The organism is Paenibacillus sp. 7523-1, from assembly GCF_002276415.1.
GTDB lineage: Bacteria > Bacillota > Bacilli > Paenibacillales > Paenibacillaceae > Paenibacillus > Paenibacillus illinoisensis_A.
This window is the reverse complement of sequence record NZ_NPBR01000012.1, coordinates 85150-100398: the sequence shown is the minus strand read 5'-3', so window position 1 is coordinate 100398 and position 15249 is coordinate 85150. Positions and strand designations below refer to the sequence as shown.

18 protein-coding genes are annotated in these 15249 nt (G+C 42.8%); 15 read left to right on the top strand and 3 right to left on the bottom strand.

The window, feature by feature from the left end; all coding sequences use genetic code 11:
* Window positions 1-1549, top strand: a 1549-nt coding sequence (locus CHH60_RS15170) for a helicase-related protein (RefSeq protein WP_141236957.1), incomplete at its 5' end; no start/stop codon positions are given.
* Window positions 1550-1693: 144 nt separating this feature from the next.
* Here the strand turns inward: CHH60_RS15170 and CHH60_RS29565 are convergent.
* Complete coding sequence (locus CHH60_RS29565) at window positions 1694-1906, bottom strand: hypothetical protein (protein ID WP_141236956.1); 213 nt, start codon at window positions 1904-1906, stop codon at window positions 1694-1696.
* Between the two features lie 216 nt (window positions 1907-2122).
* Between CHH60_RS29565 and CHH60_RS29560 the strand changes: the two genes are divergently transcribed.
* The 14 genes from CHH60_RS29560 (at window position 2123) to CHH60_RS15100 (ending at window position 13107) form a co-directional block, all read left to right on the top strand.
* Entirely contained in the window at window positions 2123-2614 is a 492-nt protein-coding gene (locus CHH60_RS29560; RefSeq protein WP_176476074.1) for a ComF family protein, read from the top strand.
* A gap of 262 nt (window positions 2615-2876) precedes the next feature.
* On the top strand, window positions 2877-3284 hold the full coding sequence (locus CHH60_RS15160) for a TIGR03826 family flagellar region protein (protein ID WP_095359935.1): 408 nt from the start codon (window positions 2877-2879) through the stop codon (window positions 3282-3284).
* Window positions 3285-3435: 151 nt separating this feature from the next.
* A complete protein-coding gene (gene flgM / locus CHH60_RS15155) occupies window positions 3436-3720 on the top strand; it encodes a flagellar biosynthesis anti-sigma factor FlgM (protein WP_076287615.1) in 285 nt (94 codons plus the stop codon).
* 8 nt (window positions 3721-3728) lie between these two features.
* Window positions 3729-4229, top strand: coding sequence for a flagellar protein FlgN (locus CHH60_RS15150; protein WP_095359934.1), 501 nt, complete (start codon window positions 3729-3731; stop codon window positions 4227-4229).
* Window positions 4230-4247: 18 nt separating this feature from the next.
* Window positions 4248-5810, top strand: a complete 1563-nt coding sequence (flgK, locus tag CHH60_RS15145) for a flagellar hook-associated protein FlgK (protein ID WP_095359933.1) — start codon at window positions 4248-4250, stop codon at window positions 5808-5810.
* Window positions 5811-5833: 23 nt separating this feature from the next.
* Window positions 5834-6742, top strand: coding sequence for a flagellar hook-associated protein FlgL (gene flgL / locus CHH60_RS15140; protein ID WP_095359932.1), 909 nt, complete (start codon window positions 5834-5836; stop codon window positions 6740-6742).
* Between the two features lie 83 nt (window positions 6743-6825).
* A complete protein-coding gene (fliW, locus tag CHH60_RS15135) occupies window positions 6826-7260 on the top strand; it encodes a flagellar assembly protein FliW (RefSeq protein WP_095359940.1) in 435 nt (144 codons plus the stop codon).
* Complete coding sequence (csrA, locus tag CHH60_RS15130; protein WP_095359931.1) at window positions 7260-7496, top strand: carbon storage regulator CsrA; 237 nt, start codon at window positions 7260-7262, stop codon at window positions 7494-7496. The genes fliW and csrA overlap by 1 nt, the downstream gene beginning before the upstream one ends.
* Window positions 7497-7640: 144 nt before the next feature.
* Window positions 7641-8411 (top strand): flagellin N-terminal helical domain-containing protein, encoded by a 771-nt coding sequence (locus CHH60_RS15125; RefSeq protein WP_095359930.1) that lies wholly within the window; start codon window positions 7641-7643, stop codon window positions 8409-8411.
* Between the two features lie 139 nt (window positions 8412-8550).
* Complete coding sequence (locus CHH60_RS15120; protein ID WP_095359929.1) at window positions 8551-8913, top strand: flagellar protein FlaG; 363 nt, start codon at window positions 8551-8553, stop codon at window positions 8911-8913.
* Between the two features lie 13 nt (window positions 8914-8926).
* Window positions 8927-10372 (top strand): flagellar filament capping protein FliD, encoded by a 1446-nt coding sequence (fliD, locus tag CHH60_RS15115; RefSeq protein ID WP_095359928.1) that lies wholly within the window; start codon window positions 8927-8929, stop codon window positions 10370-10372.
* Between the two features lie 25 nt (window positions 10373-10397).
* Entirely contained in the window at window positions 10398-10775 is a 378-nt protein-coding gene (gene fliS / locus CHH60_RS15110; RefSeq protein ID WP_095359927.1) for a flagellar export chaperone FliS, read from the top strand.
* Entirely contained in the window at window positions 10775-11113 is a 339-nt protein-coding gene (locus CHH60_RS15105) for a hypothetical protein (RefSeq protein WP_095359926.1), read from the top strand. The genes fliS and CHH60_RS15105 overlap by 1 nt, the downstream gene beginning before the upstream one ends.
* Before the next feature lie 17 nt (window positions 11114-11130).
* Entirely contained in the window at window positions 11131-13107 is a 1977-nt protein-coding gene (locus CHH60_RS15100) for a glycosyltransferase family 2 protein (RefSeq protein WP_095359925.1), read from the top strand.
* Window positions 13108-13179: 72 nt separating this feature from the next.
* On the opposite strand, the gene tagD is transcribed toward CHH60_RS15100, so the two are convergent.
* Entirely contained in the window at window positions 13180-13575 is a 396-nt protein-coding gene (gene tagD, locus CHH60_RS15095) for a glycerol-3-phosphate cytidylyltransferase (protein WP_095359924.1), read from the bottom strand.
* Window positions 13576-13587: 12 nt separating this feature from the next.
* Window positions 13588-15084: a CDP-glycerol glycerophosphotransferase family protein gene (locus CHH60_RS15090; protein WP_095359923.1), complete on the bottom strand. Its 1497-nt coding sequence runs from the start codon at window positions 15082-15084 to the stop codon at window positions 13588-13590.
* Window positions 15085-15249: the final 165 nt, after the last annotated feature.

The following is a 15249-nucleotide window of genomic DNA, read 5'->3' as shown; positions in this document are numbered from 1 at the left end:
CTCCAGGGGAGCGGGGGTGGGCGGGATGCCAGCTGCTTATCCCGCCGATGCGTGGGCTCAGCTGGAGCAGGGCGCAGCTCTGCTTGCTGAGCGGCTTCGCGGCCGCCAATTGCTGGCGGCCGAGGCGGAGGCGCTGCTGGCGGACACCGTCCCGCAGCTGGCCTCCTGGCGCGCGGCTGCGCAGCTCGCGCGCTTGCACGGGCGGCTGAGCATCACAGCCGCCCTGGAACTGCCCACGCGCCGCCGGCCCGCGTGGCTCAGCGCGCAAGGCGCGCCCCGCTGCCGCCGGTGCGGCAGCGTTGCCAGGCAGCGCGTGCCCTGCGCTGCCTGCGGCCTGGCGGCGTGCGCCTACTGCGAGGCATGCCTCGCATTGGGGCGCAGCCGTGCCTGTGCGCTGCTGCTGCGCAGCACAGCGCCTGCAGCCGTGCGGTGCACGGCCGCTCTTGCCACCGGCGGCGGGCTCGCCCGGTGGGGGCTTAGCGCAGCGCAGAGCGCGGCAGCTTCTGCGGCGCTGGCGTATTTGGCCCGGCCCACCTCCGCCGAGGAGGGGCCGGGGCGGTTCTTGCTCTGGGCCGTGACCGGTGCCGGCAAGACCGAGATGATCTTCCCGCTGCTCCAGCATACGCTAGACCGTGGAGGGCGAGCGCTTGTAGCAACGCCGCGTAGAGACGTGGTGTTGGAGCTGGCGCCACGTCTGGCCAAAGCCTTTCCTGACGTTACACTGGCGACCCTGTACGGAGGCAGTACCGAGCGCTGGAAAGACGCACAGCTCACCCTCGCGACCACGCATCAGCTGATGCGTTTTTACCAAGGGTTCGACTTGGTCATCATTGATGAGCTCGATGCCTTTCCCTATCACAACGATCCCATGCTCGCTCATGCCGCGTCAGCTTCCTGCAAACCAGATGGGAATTTCATATATCTCTCGGCTACCCCGCCAGCCCGGCTGCAAAAAGAAGTATCACAGCGGAAACTCGCTCATGCGAGGGTACCGGTACGCTTTCACCGCTATCCACTGCCCGTTCCGCATTTGATCAAGATACCGACTGTTGCTGAGTGTATCAAAAAAAGGAGTCTTCCCGCTGCCCTGAAGAATAGCATCCAAACCTCCTTGCAGCGTGATGCCCAGGTGTTTGTATTCGTAACTCGCATTGCCCAGATTGAGGCCTTTGTTAACCTGATGCGGCGAATATTTCCCCAAATCCATATCCAAGGGACATCATCCCAAGATACGGACCGGGCAAGTAAAGTCATGGCATTCCGCGAACGAGACATCCGTCTGTTGGTGACGACCACCATTCTGGAGCGGGGCGTGACCATTCCGCGCAGTGATGTCTTTATTTTGGATGCAGATAATGGGCTCTTCGACGAAGCTTCGCTGGTACAGATGGCAGGCAGAGCAGGGCGTTCCATGGATGATCCGGCAGGCAGAGTCGTCTTCGCATCCTCTAGGCGCACCCGTTCTCAGGTCAAAGCGGTGGCACAGATTCGGAAAATGAACACTATCGCCCATCGCAGGGGTTACCTGCACAAGCAGACCCAACGATAAATCCGCTCCATTTAAGGAGGTACTGGCATCATGTTCAATCAGCTTAATAATATAACCGACTTTGTTCACCAACTCTCCCATCGCATACATAACCTGCTTGCCCCGCCTGGGGCAACCTGCCTGACCTGTGGCACTCGTGCCGTACTATCTCCAACCTACCCGGGGATTTGCACACGATGCGCTCAGCAGATCCCCTGGATTCGATCCATCCGCTGTCTGCGTTGTGGCCGGGCCATCGGTTGTCCGGACTGCATCCGCCCACATATGGCCAATCGTTCGTTCATCTGTAACCGCAGTGCCGTTCAATACAATGCTCTTATGAAAGAATGGATTGGCATGTACAAATTCAGGGGCCACGAGCGCTACGCACCGCTGTTAACGTCACTTCTCATTCAAGCCTTTCAAGCCATGAGTGAAGAACTGAGTTTGGATGCCGCAAAAGAAACCCAAGCTTCTGTGGCTTATCCCGCCACCTCTGCTTCACCTCCGGTGGATGCCAGCTTGCATCCACCGAGCCCGCGCGCGTCAACTTACGCGCGCGTTCAGCCCCCTGGCGCGCACGCATCAACCGCCGTGCGCACTAACCCTCAAGCAGCGACACGCCAAACGAAGTCGCTGCTCCCAAGCCCCAAGGCGCGATGGCGGCCTGACGTGGTGACTTACGTCCCCGTCAGCAACGAACGCCTTGCCGAGCGCGGCTTCAACCAGGCCGAGCGGCTCGCTACCGGATTCGCCGCAGCCTGCCGTCTACCCGTAGTTGATCTGCTGCAGCGCCGGATCAACACCACCAAGCAGAGCTTCAAAACGCGTGGCGAACGGATTGAGACGATGAAGGAAGCTTTTTCAATTAGCCCCGGCGTAATGGATATTTTATTGGACCTCTACATAGGCAAAGCAGGATCTAATTCTGCTAGAGAGCATTCTTGTCCACTTCAATTGCTATTAATCGATGATATTTACACAACGGGCAGTACCTTGGATGCTTGTGGTAGGGTTATTTTAAATGCGGCTGTCTCAAGTGATATTCCAGTAGAGATCTATACACTATCCTTGGCGCGATCATAGTAATATTTAAGATTACAGGAGAGTTTGAATTTTAGAGATGTAATAGATTATCATGAAATAAAAGAAAAAAAATCTTTTTCACAATGAGGAAAGTATACGAATTATTCAATTATAGCCATAAAATATCTTCTGAAAATTTGCGTATGTACGCATTCTTGGTCCTCTTGGTGCGCAAATAGACTATGGACTAGATGTGAGAAAATAAGGTAATGTATAGGTATTATCCATCGGAATGAGGAAGTTTGAGAGGGGCGTTTAAGCGATGAATCTGGGTAATTGTCCTCGCTGTGGCAGGTTATATGCATTGAACTTTCGGGATGTATGCTCGAATTGCATTAAGGAAATAGAACAGGAATATCAAACTTGCGTAGATTATTTACGGGAGAATAGAGGCACTAACATACAGGAACTATCTGATGCAACGGAGATTTCCATTAAGCAGATCACCAAGTTCATCCGGGAGGGACGGATTTCCATCGAAAACGCCCCGAATATGATGTATCCTTGTGAGGTATGCGGAACGCTAATCCGTGAAGGGCATATGTGTGACTCATGCCGTAATCGCTTAACAAAAGACTTGGCTGGGGCAGCACGTGAGGTAGGTCAGAAGGATAATGGCAATATAGGCGGACGAGCCTACAATGCTGTCGACAAACTACGGGATTCATAGGAACGAGGGCTTAAATGCAGTTCCTGCTATAACAAATGTTTTGGAATGTACCGATAAACTTATTAAAGATTATCGGTTTTTTTTATTATCCGAATTGTTCGCAATGATAAAGATAATGTAAAAATCCCAAGGTGAAGGAAGTGTATTTCGTATGAAAATCAATGAACCGAATAGAATTGGTGCTATTAATTCCTATCAAAGGAACATTGAATCCAATCAGCAGGCTGACGCTAAGAAAAGCCGCCGTAAGGACGAAGTATCCATTTCTCCGGAGGCGATGAAGATGCTTGAAGATCAAAGTCGTACACAGGATGCAGCACGTACGCAGCGCATTCAGGAATTGAAGGAACAGGTAAATTCGGGAACGTATCAAGTAGACAGCCAGAAGCTCGCTGAGAAGCTCGCTCCATACTTTAAGAACTTCCCTAATCAATAGGAGGACACATGGCAATTGAATCAATAATCGATGTACTTGAACAGCTGCAGGCCGCACATGAGGATATGCTGGTATTGGGAGAACAAAAGAAGGAAGCGGTTGTGGCCAACAAAGTCGAGACACTGATCGCTCTAATCAATCAAGAATCCAAATTGGCTAAAAAAATTGAATTGATCGAGCAGCAGAGACTTCAGGCGGTCCATCAGTTCCTGGAGGAACGTGGCATCAAGTCGAAACTGAATCTAACGATTAGTGAGCTAATGAGACTCGTTTTTGATACGGCTGAGAAGAAGAAGCTTCTCCAGGCTCAAACCTCATTAACGGATGTGCTGCAAAAGGTGAAGTTTCTGAATGAAGCCAACCAACAGCTGATCAAACAGTCACTATCGTACATCGACTTCTTTATTGAGACAATGTCATTTCATTCTGAATCAGAGGCCACTTATCAGAATCCTTCAGAGAAGCCTTACGGTATGGCTCGCTCCGGACTCTTTGATACTCGGGCTTAATAATGGGGGAAAAACAACATGGCTTCAACATTCCATTCAATTGAAACGGCGAAACGCAGTTTAATAACGCAAACCGCCGCTTTGAACACAACAGGACATAACGTTGCCAATGCCAATACACCGGGTTATTCGCGTCAAGTCGTTAACATGACTGCGGCAGATCCGATTGACGCTGTGGCCTTTTATCGCACGACATCTCCAGGTCAGCTTGGAACAGGGGTTGAGTTTAACTCCATTATGCGTGTGCGTGAATCTTTTCTGGATGGCCAGTTCCGTAATGAAAATACATCACTCGGAGGATGGACTGTTCGGAACAGTACATTGGAGAAGCTCGAAACAATCATGAACGAACCTTCGGATACGGGGATTCGAACCGTTCTGAATAACTTTTGGAACTCCTGGTCCGATCTGAGCCAAGATCCGCAGGATGTTACCAACCGCAAGATCGTGAAGGAAACAACGTTAGCGCTAACAGATGGCTTGAATCAGATCAGTCTCCAATTGGATGCACTGACTAACGATCTGACCAACAACGTTTCATTAAAAACAACCGAAATCAACTCATATCTGCAGTCCATCGCGGATCTGAACAACAACATTGTGAAAGTGGAGCAGCTTGGGGACAATGCCAATGACTTGCGTGACCAACGCGATTATGCAGTAGACCAGTTGTCCAAGATTGCTGGCGTTCAGATAACAGAACTGGATAGCGGCTACCAGGTGACGATTGCAGGCCAAGTTGCAGTTACCGGAGCAGCAGTTGTTCCTGTCACCGCTGATATTTTGGAGAACGCCTATCAAGCGGGCACGCTAACGGGTGGCGAAGTCTATGGAATGATCCACTCCCGTGATCAATATGTAGCAGATTACCGCAAGCAGATTGATCAGCTGGCAAATACACTTGCAACCGGGGATATTGAGATTACCATTCCTGCTGGATCCGTATTGCCTAGCGGCACGGTTCTCAACAACGTGACGTATTCCGATGCCAATAACAATAGAACGTTAACATCTGATTTGAAGGTGACAGTTCAAGGGATTAATGGACTGCACAAACTGGGATATACGCTTAGTGGTAATACACCAACAGCTGGTGGAGACTTCTTTACAACCAAAGATGGTTCAGGAACGATCACGGCTGGGAACATTACCTTAAGTACGGATATCCAAAATGACCCGAATAACATTGCAACTTCGATGCGTACGACGGGAATAGGTGCGGGTGAGAGTGTAGTACTGGGGAATAACAGCTTGGCGCTGGCCATGGCTGGACTAAAAGATTCAAAATTTGATTTTGGTACTGGACTGTCCAAACCGACTACGGTAGATGACTTTTTTGGCGCAATTGTAGGACAACTTGGTGTCCAGACCCAGGAAGCTAAACGTCAGGCGCAAAATGCTCAACTCCTCACGGAGCAGGTCGATTTGAATCGTCAATCGGTAAGCGGCGTATCTCTCGATGAAGAGATGAGTAACTTGATCAAATTCCAGCACGCGTATAGTGCAGCTGCCCGCTTCATGACTGCCTATGATGAATTGCTAAATAAACTCATTAACAGCACCGGTGTAGTCGGTCGCTAAGACATAGAAAGGAGTAACCAATAATGGCTATTCGCGTAACCTCAGGCATGATGAATACTCAGATGCTCAGCAACCTCAACCGCAACCTGAACCGAATGGATACTATGTCCAACCAGATTTCGAGCGGTCGCAAAATTAATAAACCTTCTGATGATCCAGTCGGTGTAACATATGCACTCCGTTACCGTGCTGAGTTGGCTGCGAATGAGCAGTACCAATCCAACACGGATGCAGCCGTAAGCTGGCTGGATGCGACGGATTCTACAATGCAACAATCCGGAGAAGTTATGCAAAGGTTGAAGGAATTAACAATTCAAGGTGCAAGCGAGACGGTGCCTCAATCTGGTCTAGATGCTATTAAACTTGAAGTTGAAGAATTGCAAAAACAAATGGTAAACATAGGGAATAGTCAGATTCGGGGGAAATATATTTTTAATGGTCAAAATTACGACAAAGCTCCATATGAATTAATTCCACCGATGACGCAGTTCTCTCAAATTGATACAGATGATAAACCTGTGAATTATTCAATTGGAGATCAATCTATTTTCCAGATTAACACACCTGGTTCTGAATATTTTGGTACTTCAACTGAGGACGATAATGTATTTAAAATTATGGATGATTTGATTAATGCCCTGACTAATGGAGACTACGAAGGTGTAGCTAGTCAGGCAGATAAAATAGAATCCCGATCAATTAAAATGCAGTCTAGTATTTCTGAAGTGGGTGCTAGAACGAACCGTGTTGAACTGGTCCAGGCTCGGTTAACCGATTATAACCTCAATCTAACATCACTCCAATCCAAAACAGAAGATGCAGATATGGCGAGTTTAATGATACAGGCAACGTCTGCTCAAACCATTTATGAGGCTGCACTTAAGTCTTCTGCTCAGATTATGCAACCATCATTGATGGATTTTATGAGATAAACATAACTTGAAAACTATGATAAGCTATGGACACTAGTAGTCCGTAGCTTTATTCATTATTTAGGGAGGATTTTAAAGTGGAAATGGATCAAGTTAATCAGAATGAGAGTGAAGAGAAAATCTATACGTTTCCAAAGGGGATACCTGGTTTCGAACAGCATCAAAACTTTGCTTTGAAACAGCATAACGAGATGTTTAATCTTTTCCAATCAGCCAGTCAGCCGGATGTGGCATTTATTACAGTTAATCCTTTTGATCTATACCCCAATTATGAATTTGAGCTCTCACAAGAGGCTATAGAAGACATTGATGTAACGAAAAGAGAACAGGTTTTTATTCAATGCATTGTAACATGGCACAGTAACCTTAGTAATGTCACAGTTAATCTTCTTGCTCCTATTGTGTTCAATACATCTAATAATACCGGCAAGCAAATCATATTACAGAATACCCATTACTCTACTAAACATGCCCCTTGGGCAGAGAAAGATCAGGATATGAAGGGTGGAGATCTCTGATGTTAGTACTGGCTAGAAAAAAAGGAGAATCCGTTATCATCGATAACAATATAATTGTTACTGTCTTGTCAGTCGAAGGGGATAATGTGAAAATAGGGATTTCTGCTCCCAAAGAGATTGATATCTACCGGAAAGAAGTATTCGATGCGATTGGACAAAATAATCAGAATGCCGTGATGGATTTGGCAACGGTTCAAGTAGCATTAGAGCAAATAAATAAAAATGCCCAGAAATAAAAAAAAGTTTGAAATACTATTAACAATTCTTGGCCAGTAGTCGATATATATTATAGAGCGGTAATTCTTCAGGGCGGCCGACCTGTGAAGACGCTAATACCACATGGATGTGGGAATTAAACCATTTCAGGGAGGAAATATCAAATGATTATCAACCATAACGTACCAGCGTTGAACACACACCGTAACATGACTCTTAACACAAGTGCTGCAAGCAAAAACATGGAGAAATTGTCTTCCGGTCTGCGTATCAACCGCGCAGCTGACGATGCAGCAGGTCTCTCCATCTCCGAGTCCATGCGTGGACAAATCCGTGGTCTGGAGCAAGCACAACGTAACGCTCAAGACGGAATCTCGTTTGTACAAACTGCTGAGGGTGCAATGAACGAAGTATCCTCCATGTTGACTCGTATGAAAGAGTTGAACGTACAAAAATCGAGCGGAACTTACAGCTCTAACGATACAAACAACATCAACGAAGAGTTGAAAGAGCTGGGTGCTCAAATCGACAACATCATGACTAAAACAACGTTCAACGGTATCAGTATCACTAAAGGTGCTACAATCACCGTTAACGATAAAGCAACAGGATCTATCACAATCGGATCTATCTCTACTGCAGACTTCAGTACTCTGGGTTCAGGTACTTCCCTTGCTGATATTGAAACAGCGATCAACAGTGTTTCCACAGAACGTGCAAAACTGGGTGCTGTTCAAAACCGTTTGGAGTACACTTCCAACAACTTGGGTACAACTGTTGAAAACTTGACTGCAGCTGAGTCCCGTATCCGTGATACAGACATGGCTAAAGAAATGGTTCAACTGTCCAAAAACAACATCTTGCTGCAAGCTTCCCAATCGATGCTGGCACAAGCGAACTCCGCTCCACAAGGTGTTCTGTCTGTACTTCGTTAATATTCAAATTCTTCAAATTAGAGGGGCCTTGTTTTCAAGGCTTCTTTTTTTTATCTCTTCATTTCAGAAGATTTTTATCCGATATACATAGTAAGATCTTCAATTGAATCGTCAAAAAAAGGGTTCGGGAGGGAATCGCGTGGAACATAGAGTCCAAGGAACTTCAGGAACGCTGGGTGCTCTAAGATCAGTATCATCAAGAACAACATCTGAGGAATCAGCCGAATTGTTAATTCAGAATAATACAATAACCAAGGAAAGATTGAATTTATCCAGTGAGGAAGAGAAAGCTATTGATCAGCTGGAAGTAGCTACAAGAGCTCTGCAAGGGCCTGAGAAGACGTATGAAATCTCTGTGCATGAAGAGACTAACGCAATTATGGTTAAAATTAAAAATAAAGCAACAGGGGAACTCATAAGAGAAATACCGAAAGAAAAGCTACTTGATGTGGCTGCAAGTCTCATGGAATTAAGTGGATTAATTATCGATAAGAAAGCATAATGGAGGGGATCAAATGAGAATTAGCGGCTTGGCTTCAGGACTCGATATTGATGCAATGGTTAAACAATTAATGACAGCAGAACGAGCACCTTTAGATAAAATCAACCAACAGAAAACGCAAGCAGAATGGAAACGTGATAATTACCGTACAATTAGCACGAAATTAGTAAGCTTCAATGAAAAGCTTTCCAATCTGAATTTAAGTAAAAATATAGATTCCAAACAAGCTGTGGTCACAGGAGCAACGGGAGTACTTACCGCTACTGCATCGGGAGCTGCTGCCAATTCTGTATTGAATGTGAGCGTCAAGAACTTGGCTTCGTCGTCTAATGTAATATACCAAGGTACAGCAGGTGGTACCAAAATGTCTGATATATATTCTGGGACAGAGACGAGCGTTAAAATAGGCAATGCGACAATAGAATTTACGGCAGACGATACGATTGAATCGTTTGTGAAGAAAATTAATAATAGTAAAGACGCCGGAGTGACGGCGGTGTATAACTCTGCAACGGGTGGATTGTCTTTAACGAATAAAGATACAGGAAATAAAGACATAGAGCTGAGTGGGGAACTATTTACAGGTAATACTAGTTTCACAACTACTGGGGTCAAAAAGGGTGAGGACGCTACAGTAGTTATTAACGGATTGGAAACAAAACAATCGTCTAACCGCTTTACAGTAAATGGCGTGGAAATATCGTTGACAGGTGTCACACCTACTGGTCAGACTAGTCAAATCGAGGTTACTCAAAACACAGATGCCATAATAGATACAATCAAGTCTTTTGTCGATTTCTATAACGAAACTACCGCGTTATTGAATCAAAAAACAAATGAAGAACGATATCGAACATATCTTCCTTTGACTACTGAGCAGAAAGCAGATATGAAAGATAGCGAAATCGAATTGTGGGAAAGTAAAGCGAAAAGTGGATTGTTAAAGAATGATTCGATTCTTAACAAGACATTAAGTGACATGCGGACTGCAATGATATCTGCTTTAGGAGATACAAAGTTTAATATCACTAATATCGGTATTACTACTGGAAACTATAGTGAAAAAGGTAAATTGTACCTAGATGAAGATAAGTTGCGTACCGCTCTTGAAACGAATCCAGAACAAGTTACCGCTTTGTTTAGTCAAGTAGACAGCTCCACGAAAAGTGTGACTAGCAATGACGGATTATTTAATAGAATCAAAAAGATTAATTTATCGGCACTAGATAGCCTAGCTGAGAAGGCAGGAACATCCAAAATAAGCAGCGATTTGTCAACTGCATTTCAACCACAAAGTCAAATCGGAAATCAATTGACTGCTTATGAGAGAAGAATTACGGATCTGCAAGCTCGGTTAACTAGAATTGAAAATCAATATTATAAGCAATTTACTGCTATGGAAACAGCAATGAATAAATATAACAGCACCTCTTCCAGTCTTTCTAGCATGTTAGGCTAATTTAAGTAATAAGGAGTGAAACAGAGTGATTAATTCACCTCTTCAGAAATATCAACAAAATCAAGTTCAGACATCCCCGGCGCAGTTATTGCTAATGTTATACGATGGTGCAATTCGGTTTGTGAAATCGGGCATTGCTGCTATAGAAGAGTCGAATTTTGAAAAAACAAATACCAACCTTTGTAAAGGTCAGGCAGTTATTCATGAATTAATAGCTGCACTCAACTATGATTATCCGGTTGCCAAAACGTTGTATTCGGTATATGAGTATATGATACACTGCCTAATTCAAGCCAATCTCAAAAAAGATGTTAAACCAGCCAAAGAAGCTCTTTCCTATCTAACTGAACTCAGGGAAGCCTGGGAAGTCGCTAGTAAAAGCGTAAATGGAACGGCTAACTGATGCAGGTAGCAGAAGAATATGTCACTCAGTTACTCGATCTGACTTTGCATATTATTGATCAGATTGACGACATTGGATATGAGGATTTGGCTGCATTTGCAGATCAGAGAGAATCACTGGTTAAAACGATGATGTCAAATCATACCGAACTTAATGAATCTGATAAAATCAAGATCAAGCAGCTTATGGACTATGATCATATTATAATAAATAAAATGTTGAGCCTTAAAAATGAGGCTTCTAATTGGTTGAATAAACAAGGATCCATTCGGGTGCAGAAGAATGCTTACAGTGCACATTATGCACCCGATAGCTTGTTTTTTGATACGAAAAACTGAATGAAGGTTGGGTAAAGATGAAGCTGTTGAGTATTTGCATGATTGTCAAAGACGAGGAAAGGGTACTAGAGCGTTGTCTTAGTAGTGTACAAGACCTCGCCGATGAGATTATCATTGTGGATACAGGTTCGACAGATAAAACAAAAGAAATTGCAAAGAAATATACTGATAAAGTATATGATTTTAAGTGGTGCAATGATTTTTCGAAGGCTCGTAATGAATCAATAATTCATGCTACTGGACAATGGATACTAGTTCTAGACGCTGATGAATATATAGCTGCAGAAGATCATCAGGACTGGAGAGATTTCCTGCATAAAGAGGAACTACTTCCACATTTGGCATATACTCTTCCAGTCATAAACTTTACTGGTGAAAAAGAATATGAAGACGAAATTACCACTGCACCTGTAACGAGACTTTTCCCGAATAACATGGGGATTATGTTCGAACGCCCAATTCACGAACAGTTAACTAGAGGATTGCAAGGTGATTTATATTATAAAGCAATCAACCTTAATATTTATCATACAGGTTATCAAATAAGTCGGATTTTAGAAAAAAACAAACATGAGCGGAACATGGGGATTTTTGAGCAAATGATGGCGGATCAGGAGCTTACTTCATATGATTGGTATACACTGGGTAATCAGTACCGTTATGCGAAGGATGCAATTAAGGCAATTGAATGCTATGAAAAAGCCATGAGAGATGTAGACCGGAATGAAGCATGGTATCCTCATTGTTTGATGGGGCTTGTTAGCTTGTACTACAGTCAAGATCAACTCAACCGTTCATGGGAACTTACAGAGAAGCGTTTAATTCGTTATAATCAATATCCAGAGTATTACACAGTTAAAGGCATCCATTATGAAACTCTGGGTTTCTTTCAAGATGCAGAGCTACAATACCTTAAAGCTATTGACGTAGCTGAAAAAAGAGCGCAAAAAAATCAGGATATCTGGTTGATTGATCCGATGTACAGTTTTGATTCACCAGTACAACAATTGATTGGGCTATATTTCCGACTTAATGACAATAAAAATGCAATATACTGGATGTCTAAACAGCTCAATAAGAATAATAAAAATCCAGGACATTTGGTCAAAATGATGGAATGGTTATTACAAAATGAAGACGAAGAGTCTGTTATCCGCTTTTTTGAGAAGATTTACGTTTCCCCGACAGAAGGAGAGTATCTACTTTTGTTCAAAGTCTCGTTGGTTTTAGGGAATAAGGGATTGGTAAGTCATTATAAGAAATTAGTGTCTATAGATGTGGGACTGAGTCTTGCCGATCAATTGAAGCTTTCAGTAATTAATAATGACTCTGCACGGATGCATGCTTTGCTAAACGATATCACTGTGATAACTGATGATGAAGAATTAGTATGGCTTCAAGTGATCATTGGGACTCTCGTATGGAAGGACTACTCTTTACTTGAAAAGCTTTCTAGAAAACTTGATAACAACAGGTTATCATCAGCTTCTAAGGTAATCCTGGGTGTCTTTGGTCAGAATGAGGTTAGTAATGATACAGTTATTGAAACCGATATATTGTTTGCTATTGCAAGGCAGCTCTTCCTGACGCAAGAATTTGAAATTTTTGATCAATTGGTCAATGGAGTCAATAATAGCGATGTAATTAACAGATTAGCAAACTACTTTTATGATGTGAATCGTGTGGAATTAGCGATGAATTATTATTCGGCGTTGCTAACTCGAAATGAATTGAATGGTATGAGCTTGGAAAACCTCGGATACTATCATGCAAATCAAAATTATAGAGATGATGCTTATGAATTTTTTAATGCTGCTCTTGAAGATGAATCTGCAAAAAGACATATCTACAAAACATTAATTAGTTTAGCTCCGAACGAGGAAAAAATGAAAGTAGTCAACGATTTCAACAATCGTTTTCCTGATTTTAAAGAGATCTCATTTGTTGAAGAGTTTTTCAATAATGAAATTAAGTTGGTAAATAATACCGTATAAACAAAAAAACGAATGGTAACAAGTCTTAATAAGAGCTTGTCATCATTCGTTTTTTTTTGTTGAATCGAGAAATTACTGAGTTATTGCTTGTAGGGAGCTTTTAATTGAAGTGGTGGATATATCCGGAGTTCGTGATAAGTAAATTACATTGCAATGAATGGATAACTCATCAAATTTGCCTTTCCAATCATCACCCATAACGAACGTATCTACTTTCCAATGTTTAATGTCTGTTTGTTTTTGCTCCCAATTCTCCTCAGGTATAACCAAGTCTACGTATTTAATTGCTTCAAGCATCATTCTGCGTTCTTCATATGTGAAGTAAGCATCCTTTCCCTTTAACCGATTGAACTGATCAGTAGATAAAGCCACGATAAGGTAATCACCAAGCTCTTTGGCGCGCTGAAGTAAAAGAATATGACCATAGTGGAGTAAGTCGAACGTCCCATAAGTGATTACTTTTTTCAAACGTAACCCTCCTTACGTTGAAGTAGTGAAAGCTTCAATTTTTTTCTTAATCATTTCATTCAAATCGGGTTTCTGGCTCTGGCATAGAGATTTTTGGTAATAGGATATAGCTAATTGGATGTCGCCCAAACTTTCATATACATAGCCCAGGTTATATAACAGATCCTCATCCCAAGGAAAATGCTGATGTCCTCTCAGAAAGGACTGAATGGCTTCTTGGCTGTCGCCGTTCATTAAATGTAACATGCCATTCATGGCAAAAATATCAGGGTCCGCTGAGTTATCAACCAGATATTGTTGTATAGCTTCATTAGCCTGTGCAAGGTGGCCGTTCTCAATCATTTGTTGGATAGTTTGTTTGATCTTCCGCTGGAGTTCTTTGTGTTCTTGATAGTTAGTCCTTCTCTTATAAATAATTTCAAGGTTGTTCTCAATGTATTGATCGATTTGTCTCCATACTCTATTAGAGGATTGATCATCTTGATGGAAATGGAACAGATGGAGTAGAGTATTTCTTTCTTTGGCATAGAGTGTCTCGTCGGCCATGTAACGTTTAATAGCATCCTGGAGTTCAGTTTGAGTGAAGACTTTAGGCCCAGGTGTCCAAAAATCGTATGGCTCAAACAGTAATCCGCGAGTTTCTCTGTATACTTCAAGATCAATAGGTGTAAAAATTACAGGACGATTCAACAACAGAAAGTCAATGTATACTGAGGAATAATCTGTGACCAGCATATCTCCTGCCCCAAGAATGTTGTACAGGTCCATGTTGAGATTAGTTAGATCCTGATCATTCAAGGTGAGAATATGATTTGATCGAATATCAGACAATTCCTTTTGGAAATATTGTTCTTCAAAAGGATGTAGTTTAAGTATTAATTTCAGATTATGTTTCTCAAGAAAGTGTTGAAGCTGAATTTGATCATACTCGGATAAACCAAATAGATTATGAAAATCCTTAGAACCTTCTATTTTATCAGGGGTGATAACCGATTTACGGAATGTTGGCATAAAGAAAATTAATTTGTCGTTCTTCGTGATGTTAGGGAATATCTTCTTGAGATTATCTCTACTTTCTCTTGAGAGTAATGCATCATTTCTTGGTGCACCGGTAATACGATATTGAGCAACATTAGCTCCATTACAAGCATTCATAGCAGTGTTATATAGTGCAGAGTAGGACATGATCATGTCTACTTTGGACCAATGCGCATGAATGTTGCTATCTGGAGTTTTCTCTTGTTTATCCATTTTGGCCATGCCTTTAAGAGGAAAACCATGCCAGAGATCAATTTGAACTTTGTCGTAATTGGAAGAGTATTCACCATGGGTTGTAATATAAACATCACTCTCATCCAGATGACGGTTGTAAAGCATTTGTTCCCGAGTTAACAGCTCAATGTCATATTTATCACATAGTTCTTGGTAGATGTTGTTATAAAGGTGGAAGTTATTTGAGCCTGACGAAGACAGGTGAAAAAGTGTGATTTTAATTTTATTTCCGTTCATGTTGGGTCCCTTTCTGAATTTGGAATCTGACCGTATACATAATTATATCGGATAAAGAAGTATTGGTATGAAGCCATTTCTTAATTATTGTCCTGGGAAAAAATACATCTTATATTTTTTGGAAAAAACCTCTTTGTTTTCAACTAAGGAGCCGATAATAGAATA

Coding starts and splice junctions, on each gene's coding strand:
- CHH60_RS15160 (WP_095359935.1), top strand. CDS start 2,877: ATGAATCTGGGTAATTGTCCTCGCTGTGGCAGGTTATATGCATTGAAC.
- flgM (WP_076287615.1), top strand. CDS start 3,436: ATGAAAATCAATGAACCGAATAGAATTGGTGCTATTAATTCCTATCAA.
- CHH60_RS15150 (WP_095359934.1), top strand. CDS start 3,729: ATGGCAATTGAATCAATAATCGATGTACTTGAACAGCTGCAGGCCGCA.
- flgK (WP_095359933.1), top strand. CDS start 4,248: ATGGCTTCAACATTCCATTCAATTGAAACGGCGAAACGCAGTTTAATA.
- flgL (WP_095359932.1), top strand. CDS start 5,834: ATGGCTATTCGCGTAACCTCAGGCATGATGAATACTCAGATGCTCAGC.
- fliW (WP_095359940.1), top strand. CDS start 6,826: ATGGATCAAGTTAATCAGAATGAGAGTGAAGAGAAAATCTATACGTTT.
- csrA (WP_095359931.1), top strand. CDS start 7,260: ATGTTAGTACTGGCTAGAAAAAAAGGAGAATCCGTTATCATCGATAAC.
- CHH60_RS15125 (WP_095359930.1), top strand. CDS start 7,641: ATGATTATCAACCATAACGTACCAGCGTTGAACACACACCGTAACATG.
- fliD (WP_095359928.1), top strand. CDS start 8,927: ATGAGAATTAGCGGCTTGGCTTCAGGACTCGATATTGATGCAATGGTT.
- CHH60_RS15105 (WP_095359926.1), top strand. CDS start 10,775: ATGCAGGTAGCAGAAGAATATGTCACTCAGTTACTCGATCTGACTTTG.
- CHH60_RS15100 (WP_095359925.1), top strand. CDS start 11,131: ATGAAGCTGTTGAGTATTTGCATGATTGTCAAAGACGAGGAAAGGGTA.
- CHH60_RS15090 (WP_095359923.1), bottom strand. CDS start 15,084: ATGAACGGAAATAAAATTAAAATCACACTTTTTCACCTGTCTTCGTCA.